The organism is Pontitalea aquivivens, assembly GCF_046507575.1.
In the GTDB taxonomy this organism is placed as follows: domain Bacteria; phylum Pseudomonadota; class Alphaproteobacteria; order Rhodobacterales; family Rhodobacteraceae; genus Pontitalea; species Pontitalea aquivivens.
Window position 1 is genome coordinate 20,316 of record NZ_JBKFEY010000014.1, and the last position, 25,766, is coordinate 46,081.

A 25,766-nucleotide genomic window follows, 5' to 3' on the forward strand; every position below is an offset into this window, starting at 1 on the left:
TGTCGTGCATCCCGTGGCAGTCGCTTCGTGGCGCCACGCCCCAAGTATGCTTAAGAGCACGGGACTTTCCACCCCCAAATTCAATCGTCCCCCGATGCGGGGCGCAGGGATGCCTAATTGCGCCAGAATTCGGGGTTGAACAATGCGATGATGGCCAGCGTTTCCAGCCGGCCCAGCACCATTGCCGCCGCCAGGATCACCTTGGCCGCCGGTTCCAGCATCGCCCAGGACAGGGGCGAGGCCGCCGCGACCTGCGCCAGCGGGCCGGTGTTGGACAGCGCCGCGACCGACAGGATCGTGGCGGGTTCAAAATCCAGCCCCGCTATCGACACCGCCAGCATCACCACCGCAACGGACAGCGCGAACAGCATGAAGAAGATCCAGGCGATATAGGCGCCCTCGCGGCGCAGCCGGCGCGCCATGCCGCCCCCCCCCGCGATGGAGGACGGATGGACCAGCTTGTCCAGTTCCCGCTCGCCATGCCGGATCAGCGCATAGACCCGCAACAGCCGCACCCCCCCCGCCGTGGTCGCCACGCCCCCCCCCACGATCGCCAGCCCCGACAGCAAAAGCCCCGGCGTGCCCAGGCCCGACCAGCTGCGCGCCAGGTTCCAGGCCTGCGATTCAAAGCCCGTCGTGGTCAGAAAGGACATCGCCGTGAACAGCCCCCCCCAGATCGACCCGAACATCGCGCCGGGGCTGGGCGTGGTGGACACATCCAGCGCCGCGATCCAGTGACGCAGGAACAGCACCAGCGGCACCGCCAGCACGATGACTGCGGCCAGGCGCAGCTCGGGGTCCTCCAGCGCGCGGGGGGCGGCGCGCAGCTCACCCGCGCCGGGCCAGAGCCTGCGTGACAGCGCGGGCAGCAGGAACAGGAAGATCACCCCCTCGCCCACCATCCCCGACGGCGCCCCCGCGCTGCCCCCGATGGGGGAAATACCCGAGGTCGCCAGCGTCGACATCGCATGGCACAGCGCCACCAGCGCCGGATCGCCCGCGATCAGCAACAGCACCCATAACAGCCCCGTCAGGCCGATATAGACGGGAAAGGTGCGGACCGCGTAATGCAGGATGCGTTCACCCGCATCCGCGCCGCCCTCGGCGGTGCTGGCCACACGCACCGGCCGCCCCGACGGCCCGCCGGAAAAGAACACCTCGAACCCGCCCAGGCGCAGCGGCGCCAGCACGGCGATCGCCATCACCAGCATGAAGAACCCGCCCAGCCAGCCCACCAGCGCCCGCCACAGATGCAGGCTGGGCGCCAGCCGCCCCGGGTCATAAAGCGTGGCCCCCGTCGTGGTCAGCGCCGAGACCATTTCCCACCAGGCGTTGAACAACCCGGTATCGGGCACCGATTCATTGAACGGCACGGCCAGCGCCAGCGGCAACACCGAAAACGTGGCCAGCATCGCCAGCAGGTGGCTGCGCCCCTCGGGGCCCCTGGGGTTGCCAGCGGTCGCCAGCGCCAGCAGCGCCACCAGCACCAGAATCAGCGTGCCCGAATAAAAGAACGGGCGGGCAATGTCATGCTGGCGCAGCGCCAGCGCATGGGCCGCGGGCACATACATCGCCGCCCCCCCGATCCCCAGCAGGATCACGGTCAGCGGCAGATCGTGCAACCGGCGCAGCATCAGAAGAAATCGATGGAGACCTGCAGCAGTTGCTCCACCTCCGGGACATCGGCGCTGAGCGCGAAGAGCAGGATCGAATCGCCTTCTTCGATCTTGGTCTCGCCGGTGGGCTTGACGATGCGCTCACCCTTGCGGATGGCGCCGACCAGCACCCCTTCGGGGAAGGCGATGTCGCGCACCATCCGCCCCGAAATCGGCGAGGTGCCCATCACCACCGCCTCGATCACCTCGGCCTCGGCATCGCCGATGGAATAGATCGCGCGCACCCGGCCATGGCGGATGTGGCGCAGGATCGAGCTGACGGTGGTGGCGCGCGGGTTGATATAGGCGTCGATGTCCAATGGGGCCATCAGCGGCACCAGGGTGGGGTCGTTGACCAGGCTGATCGCCATGCGGCAGCCCGCCTGCTTGGCGCGCACCGCGGCCAGGATGTTGGTCTTGTCGTCATCGGTCACGACCAGCACCGCATCGGCACGGCTGATGTTGGCCTCTTCCAGCAGTTCCGCGCTCATCCCGTCGCCATTCAGCACGATGGTACGTTCCAGCGCATCGGCGGCGCGTTCGGCCTGGGCGCGGTTTTTCTCGATCACCTTCGCGCGGATCCGGTCCAGCCGGGTTTCCAGCGCGCGTGCCACCGCCAGCCCGACGTTGCCGCCGCCGATGATGACGATGCGTTCCTGCTTCTTGGTCATCTTGCCAAAGATTTCCAGCGTGCGGGTGACATCATCGACATGGGAAAAGACATAGATCTGATCGCCCGCGAACAGCTGATCGCCCGGTTCGGGCGCGAACAGCCGCCCTTCGCGGCGCACACCGGCCACGATCGCGCGCAGGGTGGAAAACAGATCGGTCAGCTGGCGCAGGGGCGTGTTCAGGACCGGGCAATCCTCTTCCAGCGCGATACCCAGCAGCTGCACCATCCCGCCGAAAAAGCTTTCGGTGTCAAAGGTCGCGGGCGCGGCCAGGCGCTGCAACGCGGCCTCGGCCACCTCGCGTTCGGGGCTGATGACCACGTCGATCGGCAAATGATCGCGGCGGAACAGGTCGGTATAAAGCGTTTCCATGTAGGATTGCGCCCGCAGCCGCGCAATCTTGCGGGTGATGCCAAAGACCGAATGGGCCACCTGGCAGGTGACCATGTTGACCTCATCGGAAAAGGTGGCGGCGATGATCAGGTCGCAATCGCGCGCGCCCGCGCGTTCCAGCACATCGGGATGCGAGGCAAAGCCCGCCACCCCCTGCACATCCAGCGTGTCCGACGCCCGGCGCACCAGTTCGGGGTTCACATCGACGATGGTGACATCGTTGCGTTCCCCCGCCAGGTGACGCGCGATCTGCCAGCCCACCTGCCCCGCGCCACAGATGATGACCTTCATGGAAGAACCCCGCACCGCCAGTCAGGCCCCTTCTTAGGGCCTGACCGGGGTCCGGTCAATCAACGGGTCCGGGCGATTGGCCGCGCAGGCAGGCGCGCGCGCCCGCGCCCCCGGGTTCAGGCCTCGTCCTCTTCGGCGGGGCCGCCATTGCCGTTGCCATTGCCGTTGCCCTTGGCCGCGGTGCCCACGCCCAGCGACTTCAGCTTGCGGTGCAGCGCGGAACGTTCCATGCCCACGAAATTCGCCGTGCGCGAGATGTTGCCGCCAAAGCGGTTGATCTGGGTCAGCAGATATTCGCGTTCGAACAATTCGCGCGCCTCGCGCAAAGGCAGCGTCGCCAGCGCCCCCCCCAGGACCAGGCGGCCCCCTTCGGCAGGCGCGTCCTGGCCTGGCAGTTCGCGCGCCTCGATCGGATCGGTTCCCTCGCCCAGAATCAGGATGCGCTCGATGACGTTGCGCAGCTGGCGGATGTTGCCGGGCCAGTCCATCGTCTGCAGCATCGCCGCCGCATCCTCGGACAGCGGGCGCAGGGGCAGGCCCTGGCTGCGGTTGAACCCTTCGATGAAATGCGCGGCCAGCAGCGGCACATCCTCGCGCCGTTCGGCCAGCGCAGGCACCGCGATCGGCACCACGTTCAGCCGGTCATACAGTTCCTGACGAAAGCGCCCGGCGCCGATTTCGGTGGCCAGATCGCGCGTGGTCGAGCTGATCACCCGCAGGTCCACCCGCACCTTGTCGGCCCCGCCCACGCGCATGAACTGCTGTTCGGTCAGCACCCGCAGGATCTTGCTTTGCGTGCCCGGCGGCATGTCGGCCACCTCGTCGAAATAGATCACACCACCGTGGGCCTGTTCCAGAAGCCCCTTTTCCACGCCCCGATCGGCGGATTCGCGACCAAAAAGCACCTCTTCCATACGCTCGGGCGCGATCGAGGCCGAGGTCACGGTGACAAAGGGGCCGGTGGCGCGGGTCGAATGCTGGTGGATGTAGCGCGCGGCCATTTCCTTGCCCGATCCCGGCTCGCCCGACAGCATCACCCGCCCGTTGGACCGCGTCACCTTGTCAAGCTGATCCTTGAGCTTGCGGAACGCCGCCGAGGCGCCCAGCATTTCGGCCGGACCCTGGTCGCGCCGGCGCAGGCTGGAATTTTCCCGCCGCAGCCGCGCGGTTTCCATCGCGCGGGTGATCACCACCATCAGCTGGTCGATGTTGAAGGGCTTTTCGATGAAATCATAGGCGCCCTGCTTGATCGCCGCGACCGCGATTTCAATGTTGCCATGCCCCGAGATGATGATGATCGGGATGTCGGGGTTGTTGCGCTTGACCGCCTTGAGGATGTCGATCCCGTCCATCCGGCTGTCCTTCAGCCAGATATCCAGGATCATCAGCGCCGGCGGTTCGGCGTTGATCGCCTCCATGCAGTCGTCGGAATTGGCGGCCATGCGGGTGGCGAAGCCTTCGTCCCCGAGGATGTCGGCGATCAGTTCGCGGATGTCCTTTTCGTCATCGACGATCAGAATGTCACTCATGTCAGATCCCTGCCGCACTGTCCGCGGCCCTTTCCTTGATGGCTTTGACACCTGCGCGCGCACGCGGCAGGCGGATTTCGGCAAGCGCGCCGCGATGGGCGCCCCCGGTGAAGGCGGGCGCATCGGTCAGTGTCAGCGTGCCGCCATGTTCCTCGATGATTTTCTTGACGATCGGCAGGCCCAGCCCCGTGCCCTTGGCGCGCGTCGTCATGTAAGGTTCGAACAGCCGGGTGCGGTCTTCGGGCAGGCCCACGCCATTGTCGGCGATGCGGATCAGCACCTGTTCGGGACTGGCCTGCATGGTCACGCGCACCTCGGGGGAAAAGCCGGTGGGCGCGCCTTTTTCCACCAGGCTTTCAATGGCTTCGCCCGCGTTCTTCAGAAGGTTGGTGACCGCCTGGCCGATCATCGTCGCATCCAGTTCCACGATCACCGGCCCGTCGGGCAGATCGGCCGACAGCTGCGCGCCATGCAACGCGCCGTCCTGCAGCGTCACCGCATCGCGCATCAGCCGCGCCAGATCGTGATCGCGCCGGTCGGGTTCGGGCATGCGCGCAAAGCGCGAGAATTCGTCGACGATGCGGCGCAGGTCGTTGGTCTGGCGCACGATCACGCCGGTCAGCTGTTCCAGCGCCTCGGCCTCATCGCCCACAAGCGGCGAGAACTTGCGTTTGAGCCGTTCCGCCGACAGCTGGATCGGGGTCAGCGGGTTCTTGATTTCATGGGCGATACGGCGCGCGACATCGCCCCAGGCCGCCATGCGCTGCGCGCTGACCAGTTCGGTGACATCGTCAAAGGCCACCACATAGCCTTCGGGCGCGCCATCCTGACGCCGGCGCACGGCCATGCGCACCAGAAGGCTTTCCAGCCGCCCCGCGCGCGACACGCGCACCTCTTCCTGTGCGACCTCACCCAGACCGTCCTGCAGGCGCTGGAACAGGTTGGCAAATTCCGGCACCGCCTCGGTCAGGGGGCGGTCGTGGTCGCGCCCGGGTTCCAGGTCCAGCAGCCGCATCGCGGACCTGTTGAGAAAATCGACCCGCCCCCCGGCATCCAGCCCGATCACCCCCGAGGTCACCGAGGACAGCACCGAATCAAACAGCCGGCGGCGTTCCTCGGTCTCGCGGTGGCTGGCCACCAGTTCCATGCGCTGGCCCTTCAGCTGGCGCGTCATGCGGTTGAACGACTGTCCCAGCGTGGCGATTTCGTCATCGCCCTCGCCCTCGATGACCTGCGCGTCCAGATCGCCCGCGCCGACCCGTTCGGCCGCCAGCGCCAGCCGCCCGATCGGGCGCGACAGCCGTTCGGCAAACCACAGCCCCATCCAGACCGCGGCAAAGATCAGGATCAGCGCGAAGCCCACATAAAGCAGGCCGAATTCGAACAGAACCTTGCCGCGCGTGGCCTCCAGCTGCTGATAAAGGCCGACGGTTTCGCGGGTGTCATCCAGCAGCGACAGGATCTGCCCATCGACCGCGCGGCTGACATACAGATAGCGGTCCACGAAGGCATCCAGCCGCACCAGCGCGCGGAATTCCCCATTCGGCCAATCCTCGATCAGCACCGGCGCGGTGGCCGTCTCGGCCTCGGCCAGGTGGTTGGGCGCGGGCCTTTCGAAATTGAACAGATAGCTGCGTTCGCCGCGCGCGCGGATATCGCCCGCGCCATCGATCACATAGGCCTCGCGCAGGCCGCGCTGAATGCCCGCCTGCCCCGCGGTCAGCAATTCGCGCAGATCGCCGTCATCCAGGAAGGTCGCGGCCTGCCGGCGCAGGTTCAGAAAGGCGGCCAGCGCCTGGGTGTCCTGCACCAGATCACGGCGGTGTTCGTCCTGATAGGCCTCGGCCGCGGCAAGCGATGTGCCCACCACCTGCCGGACCCGGTCGGAAAACCAGCCCTCAAGACCCACGTTCACCGTCAGCCCGGCGAAAATCGCCACCAGCACCGTGGGCACCAGCGCGATGCCCGCGAACACCCCCGTCAGCCGCAGATGCAGCCGCGACCCGGCCGAACGCGCCCGCCGCGCCGCCAGCATCTGCATCAGCCGCAGCCCGATCAGCCCCGCCAGCAGCAGGAAATAGACGAAATCCGCCAGCAGGATCAGCCGCAGCGCATTGGACGCCGCACCCTGCCCCATCGGCCCCAGCACGACAAAGGTGGCGAAGGCCAGCACCGGCCCCAGCGCCACCAGCCCGATCGTCGCGGCATTCTGCACGCGGCGCTGACGGCGCAATCGGCTTAGCCGATCCCATGCGGTGCGATGTAGTGTGCCTTGCACGGATGTCCCCCGGTCTGCGCAAGCGCCGCCCCGCCCCGGTCCAGCCGCCACATCGGACGACCGAATCCGGCAGGCAAAAAGGCAACGCCTGACTGTTGCCGTTTTACATCAGCTTGCGGCGCCGTGTCACCTGAATATCCAGATCCGTGATCTTCTTGCGCAAGGTATTGCGGTTGATCCCCAGAAGATCCGCACATTTGGCCTGATTTCCGGCCGTGGCCTCCAGCGCGATTTCCAGCAGCGGGGCCTCCATCTCGCGCAGGATGCGGTCATAAAGCCCCGGCGGCGGCAGGTTTGCGCCGTGCAGGTCGAAATAGCGCCGCAGGTGGCGCGCGATCGAGGCCGCCAGCCGGTCGCCTTCCGGTACGGGGCCGCGGGCGGGATCGGCGCTTGGCTGGCTGTGCAGCGCGGTCTCGACCTCGGCGCGGGTGATTTCGTCGCCCACCGCGGTCACGGCCAGCCGGCGCAGGGTATTTTCCAGCTGGCGCACGTTGCCGGGCCAGGAAAAGCCGCGGATCAGCGCCTGCGCCTCGGGCGCCAGGCGGCGCGCGCCCAGGCCTTCGCGTTCGGCGCGCGCCAGGAAATGATCGGCCAGCAGCGGGATATCCTCGACCCGGTCGCGCAACGGCGGCACGGCCAGCGCGATCCCGCCCAGCCGGTAGAACAGATCACGCCGGAAGCGCCCGGTTTCCATCAGGGCGGCCAGATCGTGCTGGGTGGTCGCCATGATCCGCGGCGCGGGATCGGGCAGCGCATCCAGCAGGCGCACGACGCGGGCCTGGGTCTCATCGTCGTAATCGGCCACCTCGTCGAACACGAGGCTGCCGCCCCGCACCCGCCCCAGCAACGCCGCGGGCCCCTCGGCGCCTTGCAGATCGCCCGCCTGCGCCACCACGAAGGGCAGCGTGCGCCGGTCGGAAAAATCGTGGATCGCACGCGCGATCAGCGATTTGCCGGTGCCGCTTTCGCCCTGGATCAGCACCGCAAGATCGGCATTCATCACCCGCGCCACCAGCCGATACAGCGCCTGCATCGCCGCCGTGCGCCCCACCAGCGGCAGATCCGATGCCTCGGGGGCCACCGCCGCAGCGGGATCGGCCGGGCGCGGAGCGGGCGCGCGACGGCGTCTGGTTTCCAGCGCGCGGGCCGCGCGTTTCATCAGATCGGGCAGATCGAAGGGCTTGGGCAGATAATCGAAAGCCTCGGCCTCGGCGGCCTGGATCGCGGTCATGATCGTGTTCTGCGCCGAAATCACGATCACCGGCAGGCCGGGGCGTTCCTTGCCGATGCGGGGCAGCGCCTCAAGGCCATTGCCATCGGGCATGACCACATCGGAAATCACCAGATCGCCCTTGCCCTCTTCGACCCAGCGCATCAGCGTCGTCAGGCTGGCGGTCGCATGCACCTTGCAGCCCGCCCGGGTCAGGGCCTGGGTCAGCACGGTGCGGATGGTGCGGTCGTCATCGGCGACAAGAACGGTGCCGTCCACGGGTCACTCCTTCTGGCTGCGGGGGACGACGGGCAGGGAAATGCGGAACACCGTGCGCCCGGGCACGGAATCCACGCTGATCCAGCCGTCATGGTCGGATATGATCTTGGACACCAGCGCCAGGCCAAGACCCGTGCCGTTTTCGCGTCCCGAAACGAAGGGCTCAAAGATCGCGCCGGCCAGATCGGGCGGGATGCCCGGGCCGTCGTCGATGATTTCCACCTGCAAGGGCACCGGCTGACCGCGGCCATCGGCGCCGCGCAGGCGCAGGGCGTGGTCATAGAAGGTGCGGATGCGGATGGTGCCCCCGGACTGGCCCCCGGTCTGGCCGCCACTTCGTTCCCCGGCCTGCGCGGCCTCGGTCGCATTTTTCAGCAGGTTCAGGAACACCTGTGTCAGCTGATCGGCATCGCCCAGCGTCGGCGGCAAGGACGGGTCGTAATCCTCGACGATCCGCATGCCCGCGCCAAAGCCAACCTGGGCGGATTTGCGCGCCCGGTCCAGCACGTCGTGAATATTGACCGCGCGCCGGTCGGGCGGGCGGACATCGCCGAATTGCTCGACCTGTTCCAGCAGCTTCACGATGCGCCGCGTCTCATCCACGATCAGGTCGGTCAGTTCGCGGTCCTCGCCCGACAGGCCCATCGCCAGAAGCTGCGCCGCCCCCGCGATTCCCGCCAGCGGGTTCTTGATTTCATGCGCCAGCATCTCGGCCATGCCGATGGCCGAACGCGCGGCGGACCGGACCATGCTGGCCCGGCCCAGCCGGTCGGCGATTTCACGCGGGGTGATCAGGAACAGCACCATCTGGGGATCTTCGCCCAGCGGCGCGGCCTGCAGGTTGCACTGCACCGGCGCGCGTTCGCCGGTGGTCACATCGACATCATTGACGAACAGCGCCGCGCGATTGGCGCGGACGCGGGCGAAGACCTCTTCCAGCGGGGCCGAGATCGCCAGCCGTTCGAACAGGCTTTGCCCCTTCAGCGCGCGCGCCGACAGGTTCAGGAACAGCTCTGCCGCCGGGTTCACCTCGGCCACGCGGTCGGCCCCGTCGATCAGCAGCGCCGGCGTGGGAAGCGAAGCCCAGATGATGCCGGGGGCAGGCAGGGTCATGCGGCGATCCTTTCGCCAAAGGCCGCGCGGATCAGCGCCAGCGTCGCCTCGGGCGTTTGCGACACCATCATCTCGGCGCGCAGCGGTGCCCCGACCTGATCGGCATACCAGCCCAGATGCTTGCGCGCCAGGCGCAGGCCAACGGCACTGCCGTAAAAGCCCAGTATCGCCTCGTAATGATCGGAAATGAAATCGGAAAGTGCGTCGCCTTCGGGGATGGACGGGGCCGGCGCGCCATGCAGCGCATGGGCGATCTGGGCCAGCCGCCAGGGCGCGCCCTGCGCCCCGCGCCCGACCATCACCCCATCCGCCCCCGAGACCGCCCGCGCCGCGCGCGCCGATGCCGCATCGACGATGTCGCCATTGGCGATCACCGGGATCGACACCGCCCGCCTGACCGCCGCGATCGCCGCCCAATCGGCCTGACCCTTGTAGAACTGCATCCGTGTGCGGCCATGGATCACCACCATCCGCACGCCCGCGGCCTCGGCCCTTTGGGCGATGTCGGGCGCGTTGCGGCTGTCGTCGTCCCAGCCCAGCCGCATCTTGAGCGTGACCGGCAGGTCCACCGCGCCCGTTACCGCCTCGATCAGGCGCAGGGCATGGTCGGGATCGCGCATCAGCGCCGAGCCGGAATAGCCCCCCGTCACCTTCTTCGCCGGGCAACCCATGTTGATGTCGATGATCCGCGCGCCCATGTCGGCCACGATCCTGGCGGCCTCGGCCATCGGGCGCGCCTCGCGGCCGGCAAGCTGCACCGAACTGGGCAGGTCCAGTCCCAGTTCCACCCGCGCCTTGGCCCGGACGGATGGTTTCGCCGTCAGCATCTCGCCCGAGGCGACCATTTCCGACACCACCAGCCCCGCGCCGAACCGCGCCACCATGCGGCGGAACGGCAGATCGGTGATGCCCGCCATCGGCGCCAGAAACACCGGCGGGGTCAGGGCAAGATCGCCAAGGCGGATGGGGGATGCGGCAGCGGTCACGATGTATCCTTTCGGGCCCCAGCTAAACGCGATGCGGGGGCGTCTCAAACAATCTGGGCGTTTTTGGCGGCAAAAAACAGCAGTTGCACAAAAAATAATCACATGGCTGCCCCGAAATGCGACAAAAGCCTCGATTGCACCGCGGGCAGCTATCGCCTAAGCCATTGGCGCGGATTTGTGGAGGGTGCATGACAACGGCCGTGATCATTGTCGCCGCCGGGCGCGGCAGCCGCGCGGGCGGCGGGCTGGCCAAGCAATGGCGTCCCTTGGGCGGGCGGACCGTTCTGGCGCGGACGGTCGCGGCCTTTGCGGGCCTGGACCGCGTCGTCGTGGTGCTGCACCCGGATGAGATGATCCGCGGGCTTGAGGAATTCGGCGGGGCGGTGACGCTGGTGGCGGGCGGGCAGACCCGGTCGCAAAGCGTCAGGAACGCCCTGGAGGCCCTTGACGGGGCAGGGATTTCCAAGGTTCTGATCCATGATGGCGCGCGCCCGCTTGTGCCGCGCGCGGTGATCGCGGCGGTGCTGGCGGCGCTGGATCATGCGCCCGCGGCCGCGCCCGCGCTGGCGGTGACGGACGCATTGTGGCGCGGCGAAGATGGCCGGGTGACCGGCACCGCCGACCGCGACGGGCTTTATCGCGCGCAGACCCCGCAGGGCTTTCACTTTGACACGATCCTGGCCGCCTGTCGCGCCCATCCCGGGGACGCGGCCGATGATGTGGAAATCGCGCGCCGGGCGGGACTTGCGGTGGACATCGTCCCCGGCGCAGAGGACAATCTGAAAATCACCTGGCCCGAGGATTTCGCCCGGGCCGAGCGCATTCTGGGGGCCGCGATGGATGTAAGGCTGGGCAATGGCTATGATGTGCATGCCTTTTGCGAGGGCGATCACGTTATCCTGTGTGGGGTGAAAATTCCGCATTCCAAAGGGCTTATGGGCCATTCCGATGCCGATGTGGGGATGCATGCGCTGACCGATGCGATCTATGGCGCGCTGGCGGCGGGCGATATCGGCCGGCATTTCCCCCCCTCGGACCCGCAGTGGAAGGGCGCGGCCTCGGAAATCTTTCTGGCCCATGCCGCGAAACTGGCCGGGGGCAAAGGCTATCGCATCGGCAATGTCGATGTGACGCTGATCTGCGAGCGCCCGAAGATCGGCCCTCATGCCCTTGAAATGGAAACGGAACTTGCCCGCATCATGGGGGTTGGACCGGATCGGGTGTCGGTCAAGGCGACCACCTCGGAACGGCTGGGGTTCACGGGCCGCGAGGAAGGTATCGCGGCCATCGCAACGGCAACATTGGTGCGCGCATGATCCGGGTAATCAACACCTTTTTCGGTGTGGGGCTGATGCGGCCCGCACCAGGCACCTGGGGATCGGCGGCGGCGCTGGTACTGGGCGTCGCGATCGACCGCTACATCGGTTTCTGGGCGCTGGTCGCGGCCACGGTCGCGGTGACCGCCCTTGGTTTCTGGTCGGTGGGCCGGGAACTGCACGGCCGCCCCGGCGAGGATCCATCCGAGATTGTCATCGATGAAGTCGCGGGCCAGTGGCTGGCGCTGCTGTTCCCCGCCGCCGCCTTCTGGGCGCGGGGGCTGGAAGACTGGGCCGTGGTCGCCTATCCCGGCTGGGTCGCGGCCTTTGTCTTTTTCCGCCTGTTCGACATCTGGAAACCCTGGCTTGTGGGCCGGGCCGACCGGCGCGGCGATGCGGCGGGCGTGATGCTGGACGACCTGTGGGCCGGGGTCTTTGCCGGCCTTGCCACGATGGTCGCGGCCGGCGTGGCCCACGGGATTCTGATGCGATGACCCCCGCCGATATCCTGACCGCCGCCAAGGCACGCGGCCTGCGCATCGCCACCGCCGAAAGCTGCACGGGCGGCATGGTCGCGGTGGCGCTGACCGATGTGGCGGGATCGTCGGCGGTGCTGGACCGGGGCTTTGTCACCTATTCCAACGCCGCGAAACAGGACATGCTGGGTGTGCGGGCGGGCACGCTGGCCGCCCATGGCGCGGTATCCGAAGCGGTGGCACAGGAAATGGCCGAAGGCGCGCTGGCCCGTTCGCTGGCCGATCTGGCGGTGGCGATCACCGGAATCGCCGGCCCCGGCGGGTCCGAATTCAAACCCGAGGGGCGCGTTTGCTTTGCCCTGGCACACAAGGGAACGCCCACCATCACGGAAACCATCGACTTCGGCGCGCTGGGGCGCGACCGGGTGCGCCACGCCGCGCGCGATCATGCGCTGGCGCTGCTGGGCCGCGCGCTTCAGCCGTAAAGCGCGCGGGCGCGATCCTCGAACGCGCGCACGATCCGGCGCATCGCCTCATCAAAGACCACGCCGATCACCTTTTGCAGGATGGCGTTGCGGAATTCGAAATCGACGAAGAATTCCACCTGACAGCCCCCGCCTTCACGATCCGCGAATTGCCACCAGCTGCGCAGGTATTTGAACGGCCCGTCCAGATATTCCGTATCGATCCGCTGGCGTTCCGGCCAAAGCGTAACCCGGCTGCCAAAGCGTTCGCGGAAGACCTTGAAGGAAATCACCAGATCGGCCTCCAGCACCTCGGACCCGTCAACCTGCAGCGCGCGCGACCGGATCCGCGCGGCCGAATTCCAGGGCAGGAATTCGGGATAGCGCCCGACATCGGCGACCAGATCATACATCTGCCGCGCGCTGTAGGGCATGACCCGCTGTTCGGAATGGCTGGGCATCGCTGATCCGTTTCCGCCGTGACTTGCGGGGTTTCTTTGCGGTAAAGAGGGGGCGGAAATCAAGGCCCCCCACAGGAAAATGCCACGATGACGCAGCGCGCCCATGTGATTGATCAGATGATTTCGGCCAAGAAGATCGCCGCCCGCGTCGAGGCGCTGGCGCATGAAATCACCGAGGCCTTCGCCAGCACCGACAAGCTGGTGGTGGTGGGGCTGTTGCGCGGATCTTTCGTCTTCATCGCCGATCTGGTGCGTGAAATCGACCTGCCGGTCGAGGTCGATTTTCTCGAAGCCTCCAGCTATGGCGATGCGATGACCTCAAGCCGCGAGGTGCGAATCCTCAAGGATCTGCGCGCCCCGATCGAGGGGCGCGATGTGCTGGTGGTCGAGGATATTGTCGATACCGGGCACACGCTGAACCATGTGATGGGCCTGCTGCGCGCGCGCAACCCCCGCCGGATCGAATGCTGCGCGCTGCTGGACAAGCCGTCGCGGCGCGAAGCCGATGTGCGCGCCACCTGGACGGGGTTCGAAATTCCCGACGAATTCGTGGTGGGTTACGGTATCGACTTTGCCCAGCGCAACCGCAACCTGCCCTTCATCGGCAAGGTCCGGTTCACCGAATGAACCTGACCTGGCTGCTGCGCATGGCGAAATGGGCACGCCATCCGCCCTCGCCGCGGATGGTGAAGATCGCGGCCATCGCGGTGGCCGCCGCGCTGGCGGTTGTGGCGCTGGACTGGCTGGGCCTCTGGCCCGGTTGGGCGCGCGTCGAAAAGCTGCCGCGCGCGCCCCGCCCCTGACGCCACCCCCTGACCCGGGCCCGTGCAGGTTGCATCAGGCAGCCCAAGGCCGCACACTGTCCCCACAACCCTGGCCCGAGACGGAGAAGCCGATGCGCCGCAGTCTGATGATCCTGGCCCTGGCCGGTGCCGCAGCCCTTGGCGCGGCGCTGGTCGTGACGCGCCCGCAACGGATGGATGCGACCGATCTGGCCGGGCTTTCCGGCGATGCCGCGCGCGGCGAGACGGTGTTTCTGGCCGCAGGCTGCGGATCGTGCCACATGGCGCCGGGCGCGCGCGATGATGCACAGCGGGTGATGACAGGCGGCCAGAAATTTGCCTCGCCCTTCGGAACCTTCCTTGCGCCCAACATCTCGCCCTCGGACCAGGGGATCGCGGGATGGACCGCGACCGATCTGGCCAATGCGCTGATCAAGGGCACGGGGCGCGCGGGCCAGCATCTTTACCCCGCCCTGCCCTATGGCGCCTATGCAAGGATGACCGCGCAGGATGTGACCGACCTGCACGCCTTCCTGATGACCCTGCCCCCCGATCCAACCCCCAGCGCGCCACATGACATCGGCTTTCCCTTCAACATCCGCCTGGCCCTTGGCGGCTGGAAAGCTTTGTTCCTGAACGATGACTGGGTGATCACGGGCGATCTTGACCCTGCGGAAACCCGCGGCCGCTATCTGGCCGAGGCGCTGGGCCATTGCGGTGAATGCCACACCCCGCGCAATGTCCTGGGCGGGCTGGACCGCAGCCGCTGGCTGGCGGGCGGTCCCGATCCTTCGGGCACGGGCACGATCCCCAATATCACGCCGGCGAAACTGACCTGGACCGAGGAAGATATCGCCGCCTATCTGGAAACCGGCTTCACCCCCGATTACGACAGCGTCGGCGGCCATATGGCCCATGTCGTGTCGAACTTCGCCCAACTGCAGCCCGAAGACCGGCGCGCCGTTGCCGCCTATCTGAAACGCGTGCCGCCGGTTGATTGAGCCCCGGTTGACGGTCGCCCGCGCGCGCGGCCTCAGCCCCGGCCCAGCTTTTCCAGACGCGCCGCCCGCAGCCGCGCGAAATCCTCACCCGCGTGATAGGATGACCGCGTCAGCGGCGTGGCCGAAACCATCAGGAAGCCCTTGCCATAGGCCGCGCGCTCATAATCCCTGAACTCCTCGGGGGTGACGAAGCGGTCGACACGGTGGTGCTTGGGGGTCGGCTGCAGATACTGGCCAATGGTCAGGAAATCGACATCGGCCGCGCGCATGTCATCCATCACCTGCAAGACGCCCTGACGATCCTCGCCCAGGCCCACCATGATGCCCGACTTGGTGAACATCGCCGGATCCAGCTCTTTCACGCGCTGCAACAGGCGCAGGCTGTGGAAATAGCGCGCGCCGGGGCGCACGGTTGGATAAAGGCCCGGCACGGTTTCCAGATTGTGGTTGAAGACATCGGGCCGCGCCTCGACCACCTTTTCCAGCGCCTCGGGACCGCATTTCAGGAAATCGGGGGTCAGGATCTCGATCGTGGTATCGGGGCTGCGGTGGCGGACCGCGCGGATCGTCTGGGCGAAATGCTCGGCCCCGCCATCCCCCAGATCGTCGCGGTCGACCGAGGTGATCACGACATGCTTCAGCCCCAGCGTCTGTACGGCATGGGCCACACGGCCCGGCTCGAACGCGTCCAGCGCGTCGGGCTTGCCGGTGGCGATATTGCAAAACGAACATCCGCGCGTGCAGATATCGCCCATGATCATCATGGTGGCGTGGCCCGCGCTCCAGCATTCGCCGACATTGGGGCAGCCCGCCTCTTCGCAAACCGTCACCAGCTTGTTGGTCTTCAGGATCTCGCGCGTGTCCTTGTAGCCCTGCGAGGTCGGTGCCTTGACCCGGATCCAGGCCGGTTTCTTCGGCTGTTCCTGATCGGGACGATGCGCCTTTTCCGGATGACGCTGGCCGGGGATCTTTAGGTCGCGCGGGCTCATGGGGCACTCCTGCAGCTGCTGGGGCAGATGTAACGCGTTCGGGCGGACTTGTCCAAGGGATGCGACGCAAAAGGGGGGCGCTGCCCCCTCGGCGCGTGCCGCGCCTCACCCCCCGGGATATTTGGTCAAAGCCGAAGGGGGCTTTCATCTTGCCACAAATACCTCGGGGGTGAATTGGCGCGCCGCGCCAAGAGGGGGCAGCGCCCCCTGCCCCTTCGTCGCCCCCGCGTCAGCCGATCAGGGGCGCCGCGCCGCCATAGGTTTCCTCATAATGGCGCTGGAGACGGATCAGCGCGATGCGCAGCACGATCTTGCCCGAGCGCGCCGACCAGCCCAGCCGCTTTTCCGCCGTTTCCAGCCCTTCCAGAAAGCAGCAGCAGCGCAGCACCATGTCGCCCAGGCCCGGGCCAAGATCGCGCAGGGCGGCGGCGACGCGTTCGCGCGCGCGTTCCGACCCGCCGCCGCCGTGGCCCGTCCGATACTGGCCGCGATCACCGCCCCCCGTCAGGAAGCGTTCCCAGTTCTGCGCAACGCGCGGGCCAAGCTGGGCCAGTTCGAAATCCTCGCGCAGCCGTTCTCCGGCCGCGACCAGATCGGGGGTCAGGAAAGGTTCGCCCTCTTTATCCCGCCGCCGCGCAAGAACGCCCAGCGGACTTTCGGCCAGATTGGCGCGCATGCGGCGGGGGCGGTTGTCTTCGGGGTCGGGCAGATCCCGATCGGCCCAGATCCGGTGCTGGGCGGCGTGTGGGGCGGGCTCGGCACCGGCAAAGGCGCCCCGGGCCTCGGCAAAGCCCGTGCCCGCGTTCTCCGGCATCCGCTTCAGCGCGGCGCGACCGACCGGGCTGATTTCATAGCTGACCACGCGGCCGGAATGGGCGACCTGGATCCAGTCCTTCAGGGCGAAGGCCTGCGCCACCGCGCGGTCCAGCACGGCGGTGCGCACCGTGCCCTTCAGCACCACGGCCTTGTCCATGTCGGGGGCGACCACCAGCAACGCGCCCACTTCGCCAAGCCGGCGCAGGATGCGGCGGGCTTCGGCCATCAGTCGGGCTTCGGGGATCGGATCGGAACGAAGCGGTGCGCTCATCGGGTCTTCCTCTGCTGATCCGGTCGAGCGTGGGGGGCAGGCGGGACGATTGCGGCCCAGACCATCGAGCGCCTCATCGACCAGCGGATCGTCGCGGCGCGCCTCGATCCGGCGCACCCGGCGCAGGACGGTCGAGGCATGGCAGCCCTCGGCCCGCGCCAGTTGCCGAATCGAGACACCCTCTTCCACATGGCGCAGATACAGGCGTGCATAGTCCGGCAGCCACGCGGGCAACCCCGCGGGACCTTGTGCAGTCGTCTTCATTCTTTCCCCCAGATACAGGCGGCATGTCCGTGATGCCGCAAGAGTCCGTAACGCTCAACCGTGGGTTGTTTTCCTTACCTGTTCGTTAAAGAACGCGAACGATCCAGAGAATTGTTTAAAAATTCTAAATTTTCTCAAAAGCGCCGAACGCTGATCTTTGGAATGGCGCAACACCCGCACAGGTTGTGCTTTCGTGGCCCCGTCACACATCTGGGGGACTGCCATGACCGACCTTTCTGCCCTTGTTTCACAGCTCAAACGTCCGCGTCTGCTGGTGCGCGCAGCGCGGTTCGGGGTGGCGGATTACAACCGCGGCCGTGATCTGAAGCGCATCCTGACCGCGCCTGCCCTGCCTGCGCCGGACGCGGCCCTGGCCGGGCTTCTGGCCGAGGAAACGCGGCTTGAGACCCGCCGGCGCGCGGGGGCGGCGGATTATTGTGTGATGCGCCACATCGACGTTCTGATCGCGGTGATGGCCGAGGCACGGCTGCTGCCGCGCAGGCCGCATCCGGCGCCCGAACCCGCGCGCGCCGTCGCGCCGCTGGGGGGGTGACCAGGCTCAGCGCGACCGGAACAGCGTGCCCAGCACCCCGCGCACCAGCGCCTGCCCCGATTTCGTGCCCAGCTGCCGGGCCAGGCTTTTGCCAAAGGTTTCCAGAACCGAATCAGAACTGCGCGCCCGGCTGCGCGGCTTGGCCGGGGCCTTGCCCGTGGCGCCGTCGTAGCGCCGGGCATTGCGGAATTCACGGTCCGCCCGGGCGGCGCTTTCGGCCTCGACCGTGGCTGCGGCCTGGGCGCGGGCGGCTTCGCGCGCGGCTTCATCGGCGCGCCGGGTCAGGATCTCATGGGCCGAATCGCGATCGATCACGCGGTCGTATTTCACCCCCAGGGCCGAGGCCGCGATCACCGCGCGCCGTTCGGCATCGTTCAGCACACCCAGGCGCGATTGCGGCGGGCGAACCAGCGTGCGTTCCACCATGCCCGGCGCGCCCTTGGCCTGCAGGAAGGATGTCACCGCCTCGCCGGTGCCGACCTCCTTGATCGCGGTCTGGGTGTCGAAGGCGGGATTGGGGCGATAGTTCTGCGCCGCGCGGGCCAGATCCTTCTGATCCCTGGCGGTAAAGGCGCGCAGGGCATGCTGTACCCGGTTGCCCAGCTGGCCCAGCACCCCATCGGGCACGTCGGCGGGGTTCTGGGTGATGAAATAGACCCCCACCCCCTTGGACCGGATCAGACGGGCCACCTGTTCGACCTTGTCGACCAGCGCCTTTGGGGCATCGTCGAACAACAGATGCGCTTCGTCAAAGAAGAAGACGAATCGCGGCTTGTCGGGGTCGCCCACCTCGGGCAGTTCCTCGAACAGTTCTGACAGCAGCCACAGCAGGAAGGTCGCATAAAGCCGGGGCGAGGACATCAGCCGGTCCGCTGCCAGAATGTTGATCCGGCCGCGCCCGTCGGGGGCCTGCGCCATCATGTCGGCCAGCTCCAGCGCGGGTTCGCCAAAGAACCGGTCGCCGCCTTGCGTTTCCAGCACCAGCAACTGGCGCTGGATCGCCCCCACCGATGCGGCCGAGACATTGCCATAGCGCAGCCCGATCTGCGCCGCGTTCTGCCCCACATGCACCAGCATCGCGCGCAGATCCTTCAGATCCAGCAGCGCCAGCCCCTCTTCGTCGGCCAGATGGAAGGCGATGTTCAGCACACCTTCCTGCGCCCCGGACAGGCCCATCAGCCGCGACAAAAGCAGCGGCCCCATTTCCGACACCGTGGTGCGCACCGGATGGCCCTGTTCGCCGAACAGATCCCAGAAGGTCACCGGAAAGTCGCGGTAGGACAGGTCATAGCCGATGGTGGCCGCGCGCTGGGCAAAGGCGGCATGCAGCTTGCCCCCGGCGCTGCCCGGCATCGCCAGCCCCGCCAGATCGCCCTTCACATCCGACAGGAAAACCGGAACCCCGGCGGTGGAAAAGGCCTCGGCCAGGATCTGCAGCGTGACCGTCTTGCCGGTGCCGGTAGCCCCCGCGACCAGACCGTGGCGATTGGCATATTTCAGCAACAGTTCCTGCGCCGTGCCATGGCCTTCGCCGCCACCGCCCACGAAAATGCCCGCTTCGGTCAGAACCCCGGTCATGAGAAACCCCTTTTTCCCAAATGGTCGCGCCCAAATGTTCGCGCAAAGAATACTTATTTAACCACCCTGTGCCAGTCTGGATCTGTTCCCGATGCCTGCTGCTGCGGCATCTGGCAACTTCCTCCCTGTCGGACTGGCCGCACCTTTCGGGGTGCGGCTTTTTTGCGAAAGTTCATGCCTTTGGAGGCATCATATTTGGCTGTTGACCTGTAACAACTTCGCGATTAGCGTTTGCGCAATTACGAAGTCGGCCAGTCCGACAGGGAGAACGATGAAAAGGGTTCCGTTGCGGAACCCTTTTCTTTTTCGCCCCCCGCCTGCGGCGGATGCGATCGGCACGACTTATGCGATGCTGGCCGAAATCCGCCGCCCGCCCCCGCCCCGGTCCGCTTTTCGCCCCTGACTTCACCCCTGCCCCGTGCTAAGGGGGCGGCGCAACCCGTTCAGGATGGAAGGGAAAAATGGCAGATCTGAAAACACCCCTCGCGCTCGTGCTGGCCCTTGGCCTTGGTTCGGCGGCACTGGCGCAGGATGCGACCGCCCCCGCCGAGCCCCCCGCAGCCGACACCCCCGCAGCCGACACCCCGGCCGCAGAGGCCCCGGCAGCCGAACCCGCGCCCGAGGCAGCCGCCACCGCCGAAGCCGAAGCCAGTGACATCGGCAAACCCTATGTCGCCCAGACCTTTGACGCCTGGACCGTGCAGTGCATCCGCACCGGGGACGGCAAGGACCCCTGCCAGATCTATCAGCTTCTGAAAGATTCCGATGGCAATTCCGTCGCCGACATCTCGATCCAGAACCTGCCCGAAGGCCAGAAGGCCGCCGCCGGCGCCACGATCATGACGCCGCTGGAAACCGACCTGAGCCAGAACCTGACGCTGAAGGTCGACAGCGCCGAGGCCAGGGTCTACCCGTTCCGGTTCTGCGCGCGCGTGGGCTGTTTCGTTCAGGCGGGCTTCACCGCCGATGAACTGGCCGCGCTGCGCCGGGGCAACAAGGTCGTGGTGACGCTGGTGCCGATGGCGGCGCCCGATCAGAAGGTGAACCTCGACATGTCGCTGAAGGGCTTTACCGCGGCCTATACGGCGATGGCCGAATCGAACGCCAGGCTGGCGAACTGATCCACGGCAGACGCGCCCGATCGCAGACAGAAACGCCGCCCCGAAAGGGCGGCGTTTTGCGTGACGGCCTTGACCGTTTGCCGTTCAGATCCGCTGCAATGCCAGCACCGCGTTCAGACCGCCAAAGGCGAAGGCATTGGACAGCGCCCGATCCACCCGCATTTCACGCGCGGTATTGGGCACCACATCCAGATCGCAATCGGGGTCGGGACGCTGATAGCCGATCGTCGGCGCCACGATCCCGTCACGCAGCGCCATCAGGCAGGCCAGCAGCTCGACCGCGCCGGTGCCGCCGATGCAATGGCCATGCATCGCCTTGGTTGACGACAGCGCCAGCCCCTCGGCCGCGGGACCAAAGGCCGCGCGGATCGCCGCCGTTTCGGTCCGGTCATTGGCCGCGGTGCCGGTGCCATGGGCGTTGACATAGGCCACCGTTGCCGGGTCAAAGCCCGCATCCCGCAGCGCCCCCGAAATCGCCCGCGCCGCCCCCTGCATCGAGGGCATGACAATATCGCCCGCATCCGAGGTCATCGCAAAGCCCGAAACCTCGGCCAGGATATCGGCCCCACGGGCGCGGGCATGATCGTGATCCTCCAGAACAAAGACCCCCGCGCCCTCGCCCTGGACCATGCCATTGCGGCTGGCGCAGAACGGGCGGCAGCCGTCGCGCGACATCACGCGCAGTCCTTCCCAGGCCTTGATCCCGCCGAAACACAGCATCGCCTCGGCGCCGCCGGTCAGCATCACCGGCGCCGCCCCAGACCGCACCATCTGAAACGCCAGCCCCATCGCATGGTTCGAACTGGCGCAGGCGGTCGAGACCGAGAACGCCGGCCCCATCACCCCGAATTCCATCGCGATATGGCTGGCGGCGGCATTGTTCATCAGCCGCGGCACGACAAAGGGATGCACGCGGTTCTTGCCCATCGCATAGACCGCGCGAAACGATTCGTTCCAGGTGCCGACCCCACCCCCCGCCGATCCCATGACCACGCCCGCGCGCAAGCCCAGATCGCCCGCGAAATTCAGCCCCGATTGCGCCACCGCCTCGCGCGCGGCGACCAGCGCGAATTGCGTGACCCGGTCGTAAAAGGCCAAGGCCTTGGCATCGAACAGATTTTCTGGAACCCAGCCCTTGACCTGCCCGCCGATCCGCACGCTTAGCCGTTCGGCATCCTCGATATCCAGATCGCTGATGCCACAACGTCCCTCGGCCATGGCGGCCAGCGTTTCGGGCACGTCGCGCCCCAGCGCGTTGACCGTGCCGGCCCCGGTGATGACCACCCGGCGCAGCCCCTCAGGCAAGCGCGGCCCCCCGCGCGGCGATCAGCCGTTCCACCGCCGCCACGATCGCGCCCACCGAGGAAATGTCGAATTCCCCCTGCGCGGGTTCGTTGGCGTTGAAGGGCACGGAAATGTCAAAGGTCTCCTCGATCGCAAAGATCGTCTCGACCAGCCCCAGACTGTCGAGGCCCAGATCCTCGATCGTCATTTCAGGGCGCACTTCATGGGGTTCCAGCACGGCTTCGCGGGCCAGGATGGCGATGATCTGTTCGGACACGGTCAGGCTCATGTGTTATTGCTCGGTCCCGTTCTTCTGGCTCATCTTTGTAACGGTTTCCCGAAGCTCGGCCACCTGCGCGAACAACCGGCCCAGCCGGCGGATGTTCTTCCAGGCCTCGACATGGGTTTCCATCTTCAGCGCCGGCGATCCCAGCAACACCCGCCCCGCGGGCGCGTTGGAAAAGATCTTGGTCGCGCCGCCCGCGATCACGTCATCCCCCACGAAGATGTTGTCCGACACCCCGCATTGCCCCGCCAGCACCACCCGGTCGCCGATGCGCGACGACCCGGCGATGCCCACCTGCCCGCACAAAAGACAATCGCGCCCGACCTGCACGTTGTGGCCCACATGCACCAGGTTATCCAGCTTGGTCCCCGATCCGATCACCGTGGCGCGCACGGTGCCCCGGTCGATCGTGGCATTGGCGCCAAGTTCGACATCGTCGCCGATCCGGACCGTGCCCAGCGAATGGATGCGCGTCCAGCTTTGGGCGCGAATCTGGTCACGCGCGCCAAGCGTCTGGCGGATTTCCTCGACCCCGGATTTTTCCGGCGTGACAAAGGAAAAGCCGTCCGCCCCCACCACCGCGCCGGGGTGGCAGATGAACCTGTCCCCGATCGTCACCCGCGCGCCGATCCGCGCGCCCTGCAGGATCAGGGCATCCGCGCCGATCACCGCGCCTTCGGCAATGCTGACATGGGCGGCGATGCGCGCGCCCGGCCCGATCACCACCCCGCGCCCGATCACCACGAACGGGCCGATCGCCGCCCCCGCGCCGATCCGGGCCGAAGCGTCGATGATCGCGGATCGATGCGTCCCCGGCGCGATTTCGGGGCCGGGATCAAAGACCCGGCTCAGCCCCGCCATCGCCAGACGCGGGCGCGCGACGAAGATCGCGGCCTGCAACCCCAGCGCCTGCCAATCCGCGCCGTCCCACAGCATCGCGGCGCGCGCCGCCCCTTGTGCCAGACCTTCGGCATATTTCGGGTCCATCGCCAGCGCCAGCTGCGCCGGGCCCGCCGCCGCCGGTTCCGAAGCGCCCTCGATCCGGATCGAGAGGTCGCCTTCCGCCCTGGCCCCAAGGGCCTTGGCAATCTGTGCAACTGTATGCGCCATGTCGGGCCTTCCGGGCTGGGGGCGCCTGCTGCGCCCGCCCTTCCGATTTAGCTGTCCACGCCCGGCAATTCCACCCCGGCCCGGGCCAGCGCGTCGAAAAGCGCACCGTCCCGCCCATAGATGTCACGCCGGTATTCGATCCGCCCGCGCGGCGTGGGCCAGGCGGTGTAATAGACCAGATGCACCGGAACGGGGCGGTCCAGCATCACCGTGGTTTCGCGCCCGGTGTTCAGGTGGCGGCGGAATTCCCCCTGCGGATCGGGACTTTGCGCCCCCAGCAGCACATAGGCCAGATCGAAGGGCTGCCCCACCCGCACGCAGCCATGCGAAAACGCCCGCACCTCACGATCAAACAAGGATTTCGACGGTGTATCATGCAGATAGATGTTGTACTTGTTAGGGAACATGAACTTCACCAGCCCCAGCGCATTGCCGTCCGAAGGCGGTTGTTTCATCTGGAACGGAAAGCTGCGTTCGGTATAGGCGGCAAAGTTGATCGCAGACCGCGGCACGACCCGGCCACGGCTGTCGATGATGTTGATATGCCCCGCCGCATTGGGGTTGCGCTTCATCATCGGCAGATATTCCTTGACCGTGATGGAACGCGGCACGTTCCAGGTGGGATTGACCACCATATATTCCATCTGGTCGGAAAATTCCGGGGTGCGCCGGTCGGTCCTGGTTTCACCCACCACGGTCACCGATTCAAAGCTGACCTTGCCGTCATCCACCACCCGGACCGAAAAATCGGTGATGTTGACCCAGATGTGGCGGGCGCCAAGATCCACCCCGTTCATCCAGCGCAGGCGTTCCAGCGCCACGGTCACCGCCTTCAGCCGATCCTGCGGCGGGCGGTTGATCTCGGCCAGGGTGCCCTCACCGGCGACGCCATCGGGGGTCAGCCCATGGTCGATCTGAAACTGCTGCACGGCCTTCTGGATCGAGGCGTCGAAACTGGCCACGGCGGACCGCGGCAGATAGCCCATCGCCACCAGCCGGTCACGCAGCGCGACCACCGCGGGCCCGCTGTCGCCCGGCCGCAGGGGCCTGGCGGGCACCGGCGCGCCCCAGCCGCCGCGCGCGATGACCGCAGCCAGGTCCAGCCGCGCCTTCATCAACTGGGCATATTGCGGCGCCGATGGCACCAGCGCGCGGAAAAACGCATCGGGGTCCGCGACCGCGAACCGGTTCAGCAGGTCCAGCGGATCGGGACGCGCGATGTCACGCACGATGCCGCTGTCGACCGTCGCGGGGTCCAGCACGCCCGACTGCATGTCGCGCGCATAGGCCAGAAAGGCGCCCGACATCGCCGCCTCCAGCATCCCGCGTTCGCGTTCCGACCGGATCGTGGCAAAGCGCGCGCGCAACCCGGCCGCGTCATAGCGTGCCACGGGCAGGCCATGATGCACCGCCTGATCCAGCGCGGCAAAGAACGCCGCGCGGCGGGCCGAATCCTCGGCCCCGGTCCAGATCGGCGCATGGCCGCGCGCGGTGTAGAACGCCTGCAGCGCCGGATCGGCCAGGGCCCTTTCGGCCAGACCTTGGGCAAAGACCGGCAGTTCCTGCGCGGCGGAACTGACCGCCCCGCCCGCCGCCGCCAGCACCGCCGCCGCCGCAACCCACGCCCGAAGCCGCCGAACCTGGCCCATGATCACCCCAAACTGCCGATTTCCCTGAAATTTCAGTTTCCTTGAATTCGGGCACCCTGTCCAGACCGGCCCCACCGCTGGCCCCCGATTGCCACGCGACCGCCAGGTTTCGATGCTGCGGCGCAACAGATGCCTGGATTTCAGCAAAATACCGCCGATCGGGCTGGTCTTCGCTGGAATGGCGCAAATCAAAGGTTGGTCTGAGAATCGCTCTGTGTCATAAACTTCGCATCCGCCGGGGGTAACCCGGCAGAGCCGCCGAACCGGGCGGCAGGAACTGGCAGGACAGGCGAACGGAATGAGCATGACGACGATCTCCCGGCGCGGGTTGCTTGGCGCCTTTGCGGCGACCATGATCACGGCAGCCCCCACGGCATCCAACGCATTCGGCTTTCTGAAAGGCGCAGGCGACATCCGGCGCATCCGGATGTATTCGGGCCGCACCGGCGAAAGCCTGGACACCGTCTATTGGATCGAGGGCGACTACATCAAGGAAGCCCTGGCCGAGATCAACCACTTCATGCGCGACTGGCGCACGAATGAGGTTACGCGCATCGATCCCCGCACCATCGACATCGCCGCCGCGGCGCATCGGCTGATGGATGTAAGCGAACCCTACATGATGCTGTCGGGCTACCGTTCGCCCAAGACCAATTCGATGCTGCGCTCGCGCTCGGGCGGGGTGGCCAAGAACTCGCTGCACATGAAGGGCCAGGCCGCCGACCTGCGGCTGAAGTCGCGTTCGGTCGGGCAGATGTATCAGGCGGCCGCGGCCTGCAAGGCGGGCGGCGTCGGCAAATATTCGCGCTCGAATTTCGTTCATATGGATTGCGGCCCGATCCGCACCTGGGGCGGTTGACCCCCCTGGCAGATGCCCCCAAAGCGCCGCTTTCGCGGCGCTTTTTCAATTGGCGACCAGACATCAAGACGGCAGAACCCG

Annotated in this window: 24 protein-coding genes; 9 read left to right on the forward strand and 15 right to left on the reverse strand. The window is 67.0% G+C overall.

What is annotated here, in order from left to right; translation table 11 throughout:
* Positions 1–113: 113 nt before the first annotated feature.
* From ACK8OU_RS13825 to dusB, 7 genes are all read right to left on the reverse strand, one after another.
* Entirely contained in the window at positions 114–1,634 is a 1,521-nt protein-coding gene (locus ACK8OU_RS13825) for a TrkH family potassium uptake protein (RefSeq protein ID WP_410304006.1), read from the reverse strand.
* Entirely contained in the window at positions 1,634–3,025 is a 1,392-nt protein-coding gene (gene trkA / locus ACK8OU_RS13830) for a Trk system potassium transporter TrkA (protein ID WP_410304007.1), read from the reverse strand. Before trkA ends, ACK8OU_RS13825 begins: the two co-directional genes overlap by 1 nt.
* Before the next feature lie 101 nt (positions 3,026–3,126).
* The gene (gene ntrX / locus ACK8OU_RS13835; RefSeq protein ID WP_410304008.1) at positions 3,127–4,539 is read right to left on the reverse strand and encodes a nitrogen assimilation response regulator NtrX; all 1,413 of its coding nucleotides are present in this window, start codon (positions 4,537–4,539) and stop codon (positions 3,127–3,129) included.
* 1 nt (position 4,540) lies between these two features.
* A complete protein-coding gene (locus ACK8OU_RS13840; protein ID WP_410304009.1) occupies positions 4,541–6,817 on the reverse strand; it encodes a sensor histidine kinase NtrY-like in 2,277 nt (758 codons plus the stop codon).
* Positions 6,818–6,920: 103 nt separating this feature from the next.
* Positions 6,921–8,306: a response regulator gene (locus ACK8OU_RS13845; RefSeq protein WP_410304010.1), complete on the reverse strand. Its 1,386-nt coding sequence runs from the start codon at positions 8,304–8,306 to the stop codon at positions 6,921–6,923.
* A 3-nt stretch (positions 8,307–8,309) separates the two neighbouring features.
* Positions 8,310–9,419 carry a two-component system sensor histidine kinase NtrB gene (locus ACK8OU_RS13850; protein ID WP_410304011.1) on the reverse strand — a complete coding sequence of 370 codons (1,110 nt, stop codon included), beginning with the start codon at positions 9,417–9,419 and terminating at the stop codon, positions 8,310–8,312.
* Complete coding sequence (gene dusB / locus ACK8OU_RS13855) at positions 9,416–10,336, reverse strand: tRNA dihydrouridine synthase DusB (RefSeq protein ID WP_410304058.1); 921 nt, start codon at positions 10,334–10,336, stop codon at positions 9,416–9,418. The genes ACK8OU_RS13850 and dusB overlap by 4 nt, the downstream gene beginning before the upstream one ends.
* A 257-nt stretch (positions 10,337–10,593) precedes the next feature.
* Here dusB and ACK8OU_RS13860 point away from each other — a divergent pair, with 257 nt between their 5' ends.
* Genes ACK8OU_RS13860 through ACK8OU_RS13870 form a run of 3 tightly spaced genes read left to right on the forward strand, consistent with a single transcriptional unit; the run spans position 10,594 to position 12,682 of the window.
* Positions 10,594–11,721 carry a bifunctional 2-C-methyl-D-erythritol 4-phosphate cytidylyltransferase/2-C-methyl-D-erythritol 2,4-cyclodiphosphate synthase gene (locus tag ACK8OU_RS13860; protein ID WP_410304012.1) on the forward strand — a complete coding sequence of 376 codons (1,128 nt, stop codon included), beginning with the start codon at positions 10,594–10,596 and terminating at the stop codon, positions 11,719–11,721.
* A complete protein-coding gene (locus tag ACK8OU_RS13865) occupies positions 11,718–12,215 on the forward strand; it encodes a phosphatidylglycerophosphatase A family protein (RefSeq protein ID WP_410304013.1) in 498 nt (165 codons plus the stop codon). The genes ACK8OU_RS13860 and ACK8OU_RS13865 overlap by 4 nt, the downstream gene beginning before the upstream one ends.
* Positions 12,212–12,682 (forward strand): CinA family protein, encoded by a 471-nt coding sequence (locus ACK8OU_RS13870; RefSeq protein WP_410304014.1) that lies wholly within the window; start codon positions 12,212–12,214, stop codon positions 12,680–12,682. Before ACK8OU_RS13865 ends, ACK8OU_RS13870 begins: the two co-directional genes overlap by 4 nt.
* Here ACK8OU_RS13870 and ACK8OU_RS13875 read toward each other — a convergent pair.
* Complete coding sequence (locus ACK8OU_RS13875; protein ID WP_410304015.1) at positions 12,673–13,122, reverse strand: type II toxin-antitoxin system RatA family toxin; 450 nt, start codon at positions 13,120–13,122, stop codon at positions 12,673–12,675. The two genes, ACK8OU_RS13870 and ACK8OU_RS13875, sit on opposite strands and share 10 nt — an antisense overlap.
* Positions 13,123–13,209: 87 nt before the next feature.
* Here ACK8OU_RS13875 and hpt point away from each other — a divergent pair, with 87 nt between their 5' ends.
* The 3 genes from hpt (at position 13,210) to ACK8OU_RS13890 (ending at position 14,905) form a co-directional block, all read left to right on the forward strand.
* Positions 13,210–13,749, forward strand: coding sequence for a hypoxanthine phosphoribosyltransferase (gene hpt / locus ACK8OU_RS13880; RefSeq protein WP_410304016.1), 540 nt, complete (start codon positions 13,210–13,212; stop codon positions 13,747–13,749).
* A complete protein-coding gene (locus ACK8OU_RS13885; protein WP_410304017.1) occupies positions 13,746–13,925 on the forward strand; it encodes a hypothetical protein in 180 nt (59 codons plus the stop codon). Before hpt ends, ACK8OU_RS13885 begins: the two co-directional genes overlap by 4 nt.
* Before the next feature lie 92 nt (positions 13,926–14,017).
* Positions 14,018–14,905 (forward strand): c-type cytochrome, encoded by an 888-nt coding sequence (locus ACK8OU_RS13890; RefSeq protein WP_410304018.1) that lies wholly within the window; start codon positions 14,018–14,020, stop codon positions 14,903–14,905.
* Between the two features lie 32 nt (positions 14,906–14,937).
* On the opposite strand, the gene lipA is transcribed toward ACK8OU_RS13890, so the two are convergent.
* A complete protein-coding gene (lipA, locus tag ACK8OU_RS13895; RefSeq protein ID WP_410304019.1) occupies positions 14,938–15,894 on the reverse strand; it encodes a lipoyl synthase in 957 nt (318 codons plus the stop codon).
* 229 nt (positions 15,895–16,123) lie between these two features.
* Positions 16,124–17,245 carry a DUF6456 domain-containing protein gene (locus ACK8OU_RS13900; RefSeq protein ID WP_410304020.1) on the reverse strand — a complete coding sequence of 374 codons (1,122 nt, stop codon included), beginning with the start codon at positions 17,243–17,245 and terminating at the stop codon, positions 16,124–16,126.
* Positions 17,246–17,468: 223 nt separating this feature from the next.
* Between ACK8OU_RS13900 and ACK8OU_RS13905 the strand changes: the two genes are divergently transcribed.
* Entirely contained in the window at positions 17,469–17,798 is a 330-nt protein-coding gene (locus tag ACK8OU_RS13905; RefSeq protein WP_410304021.1) for a DUF6477 family protein, read from the forward strand.
* 6 nt (positions 17,799–17,804) lie between these two features.
* Here the strand turns inward: ACK8OU_RS13905 and ACK8OU_RS13910 are convergent, their stop codons facing one another.
* Entirely contained in the window at positions 17,805–19,376 is a 1,572-nt protein-coding gene (locus ACK8OU_RS13910; protein WP_410304022.1) for a helicase HerA-like domain-containing protein, read from the reverse strand.
* A gap of 461 nt (positions 19,377–19,837) precedes the next feature.
* On the opposite strand from ACK8OU_RS13910, the gene ACK8OU_RS13915 reads away from it, so the two are divergent.
* Positions 19,838–20,497, forward strand: a complete 660-nt coding sequence (locus ACK8OU_RS13915; protein WP_410304023.1) for an invasion associated locus B family protein — start codon at positions 19,838–19,840, stop codon at positions 20,495–20,497.
* Positions 20,498–20,581: 84 nt separating this feature from the next.
* Here the strand turns inward: ACK8OU_RS13915 and ACK8OU_RS13920 are convergent, their stop codons facing one another.
* From ACK8OU_RS13920 to ACK8OU_RS13935, 4 genes are read right to left on the reverse strand one after another with little or no spacing between them, the layout of a single operon-like run.
* The gene (locus tag ACK8OU_RS13920) at positions 20,582–21,790 is read right to left on the reverse strand and encodes a beta-ketoacyl-[acyl-carrier-protein] synthase family protein (RefSeq protein ID WP_410304059.1); all 1,209 of its coding nucleotides are present in this window, start codon (positions 21,788–21,790) and stop codon (positions 20,582–20,584) included.
* A 4-nt stretch (positions 21,791–21,794) separates the two neighbouring features.
* Positions 21,795–22,070 (reverse strand): acyl carrier protein, encoded by a 276-nt coding sequence (locus ACK8OU_RS13925; protein ID WP_410304024.1) that lies wholly within the window; start codon positions 22,068–22,070, stop codon positions 21,795–21,797.
* 3 nt (positions 22,071–22,073) lie between these two features.
* Complete coding sequence (locus ACK8OU_RS13930) at positions 22,074–23,177, reverse strand: UDP-3-O-(3-hydroxymyristoyl)glucosamine N-acyltransferase (protein WP_410304025.1); 1,104 nt, start codon at positions 23,175–23,177, stop codon at positions 22,074–22,076.
* A 47-nt stretch (positions 23,178–23,224) separates the two neighbouring features.
* On the reverse strand, positions 23,225–24,826 hold the full coding sequence (locus tag ACK8OU_RS13935) for a L,D-transpeptidase family protein (protein ID WP_410304026.1): 1,602 nt from the start codon (positions 24,824–24,826) through the stop codon (positions 23,225–23,227).
* 298 nt (positions 24,827–25,124) lie between these two features.
* Between ACK8OU_RS13935 and ACK8OU_RS13940 the strand changes: the two genes are divergently transcribed.
* On the forward strand, positions 25,125–25,685 hold the full coding sequence (locus ACK8OU_RS13940; RefSeq protein ID WP_410304027.1) for a YcbK family protein: 561 nt from the start codon (positions 25,125–25,127) through the stop codon (positions 25,683–25,685).
* Positions 25,686–25,766 lie beyond the last annotated feature (81 nt).

Coding starts and splice junctions, on each gene's coding strand:
- ACK8OU_RS13825 (WP_410304006.1), bottom strand. CDS start 1,634: ATGCTGCGCCGGTTGCACGATCTGCCGCTGACCGTGATCCTGCTGGGG.
- ntrX (WP_410304008.1), bottom strand. CDS start 4,539: ATGAGTGACATTCTGATCGTCGATGACGAAAAGGACATCCGCGAACTG.
- ACK8OU_RS13850 (WP_410304011.1), bottom strand. CDS start 9,419: ATGACCCTGCCTGCCCCCGGCATCATCTGGGCTTCGCTTCCCACGCCG.
- dusB (WP_410304058.1), bottom strand. CDS start 10,336: ATGGCGGGCATCACCGATCTGCCGTTCCGCCGCATGGTGGCGCGGTTC.
- ACK8OU_RS13860 (WP_410304012.1), top strand. CDS start 10,594: ATGACAACGGCCGTGATCATTGTCGCCGCCGGGCGCGGCAGCCGCGCG.
- ACK8OU_RS13865 (WP_410304013.1), top strand. CDS start 11,718: ATGATCCGGGTAATCAACACCTTTTTCGGTGTGGGGCTGATGCGGCCC.
- ACK8OU_RS13870 (WP_410304014.1), top strand. CDS start 12,212: ATGACCCCCGCCGATATCCTGACCGCCGCCAAGGCACGCGGCCTGCGC.
- ACK8OU_RS13875 (WP_410304015.1), bottom strand. CDS start 13,122: ATGCCCAGCCATTCCGAACAGCGGGTCATGCCCTACAGCGCGCGGCAG.
- hpt (WP_410304016.1), top strand. CDS start 13,210: ATGACGCAGCGCGCCCATGTGATTGATCAGATGATTTCGGCCAAGAAG.
- ACK8OU_RS13885 (WP_410304017.1), top strand. CDS start 13,746: ATGAACCTGACCTGGCTGCTGCGCATGGCGAAATGGGCACGCCATCCG.
- ACK8OU_RS13890 (WP_410304018.1), top strand. CDS start 14,018: ATGCGCCGCAGTCTGATGATCCTGGCCCTGGCCGGTGCCGCAGCCCTT.
- lipA (WP_410304019.1), bottom strand. CDS start 15,894: ATGAGCCCGCGCGACCTAAAGATCCCCGGCCAGCGTCATCCGGAAAAG.
- ACK8OU_RS13900 (WP_410304020.1), bottom strand. CDS start 17,245: ATGAAGACGACTGCACAAGGTCCCGCGGGGTTGCCCGCGTGGCTGCCG.
- ACK8OU_RS13905 (WP_410304021.1), top strand. CDS start 17,469: ATGACCGACCTTTCTGCCCTTGTTTCACAGCTCAAACGTCCGCGTCTG.
- ACK8OU_RS13910 (WP_410304022.1), bottom strand. CDS start 19,376: ATGACCGGGGTTCTGACCGAAGCGGGCATTTTCGTGGGCGGTGGCGGC.
- ACK8OU_RS13915 (WP_410304023.1), top strand. CDS start 19,838: ATGGCAGATCTGAAAACACCCCTCGCGCTCGTGCTGGCCCTTGGCCTT.
- ACK8OU_RS13925 (WP_410304024.1), bottom strand. CDS start 22,070: ATGAGCCTGACCGTGTCCGAACAGATCATCGCCATCCTGGCCCGCGAA.
- ACK8OU_RS13930 (WP_410304025.1), bottom strand. CDS start 23,177: ATGGCGCATACAGTTGCACAGATTGCCAAGGCCCTTGGGGCCAGGGCG.
- ACK8OU_RS13935 (WP_410304026.1), bottom strand. CDS start 24,826: ATGGGCCAGGTTCGGCGGCTTCGGGCGTGGGTTGCGGCGGCGGCGGTG.
- ACK8OU_RS13940 (WP_410304027.1), top strand. CDS start 25,125: ATGAGCATGACGACGATCTCCCGGCGCGGGTTGCTTGGCGCCTTTGCG.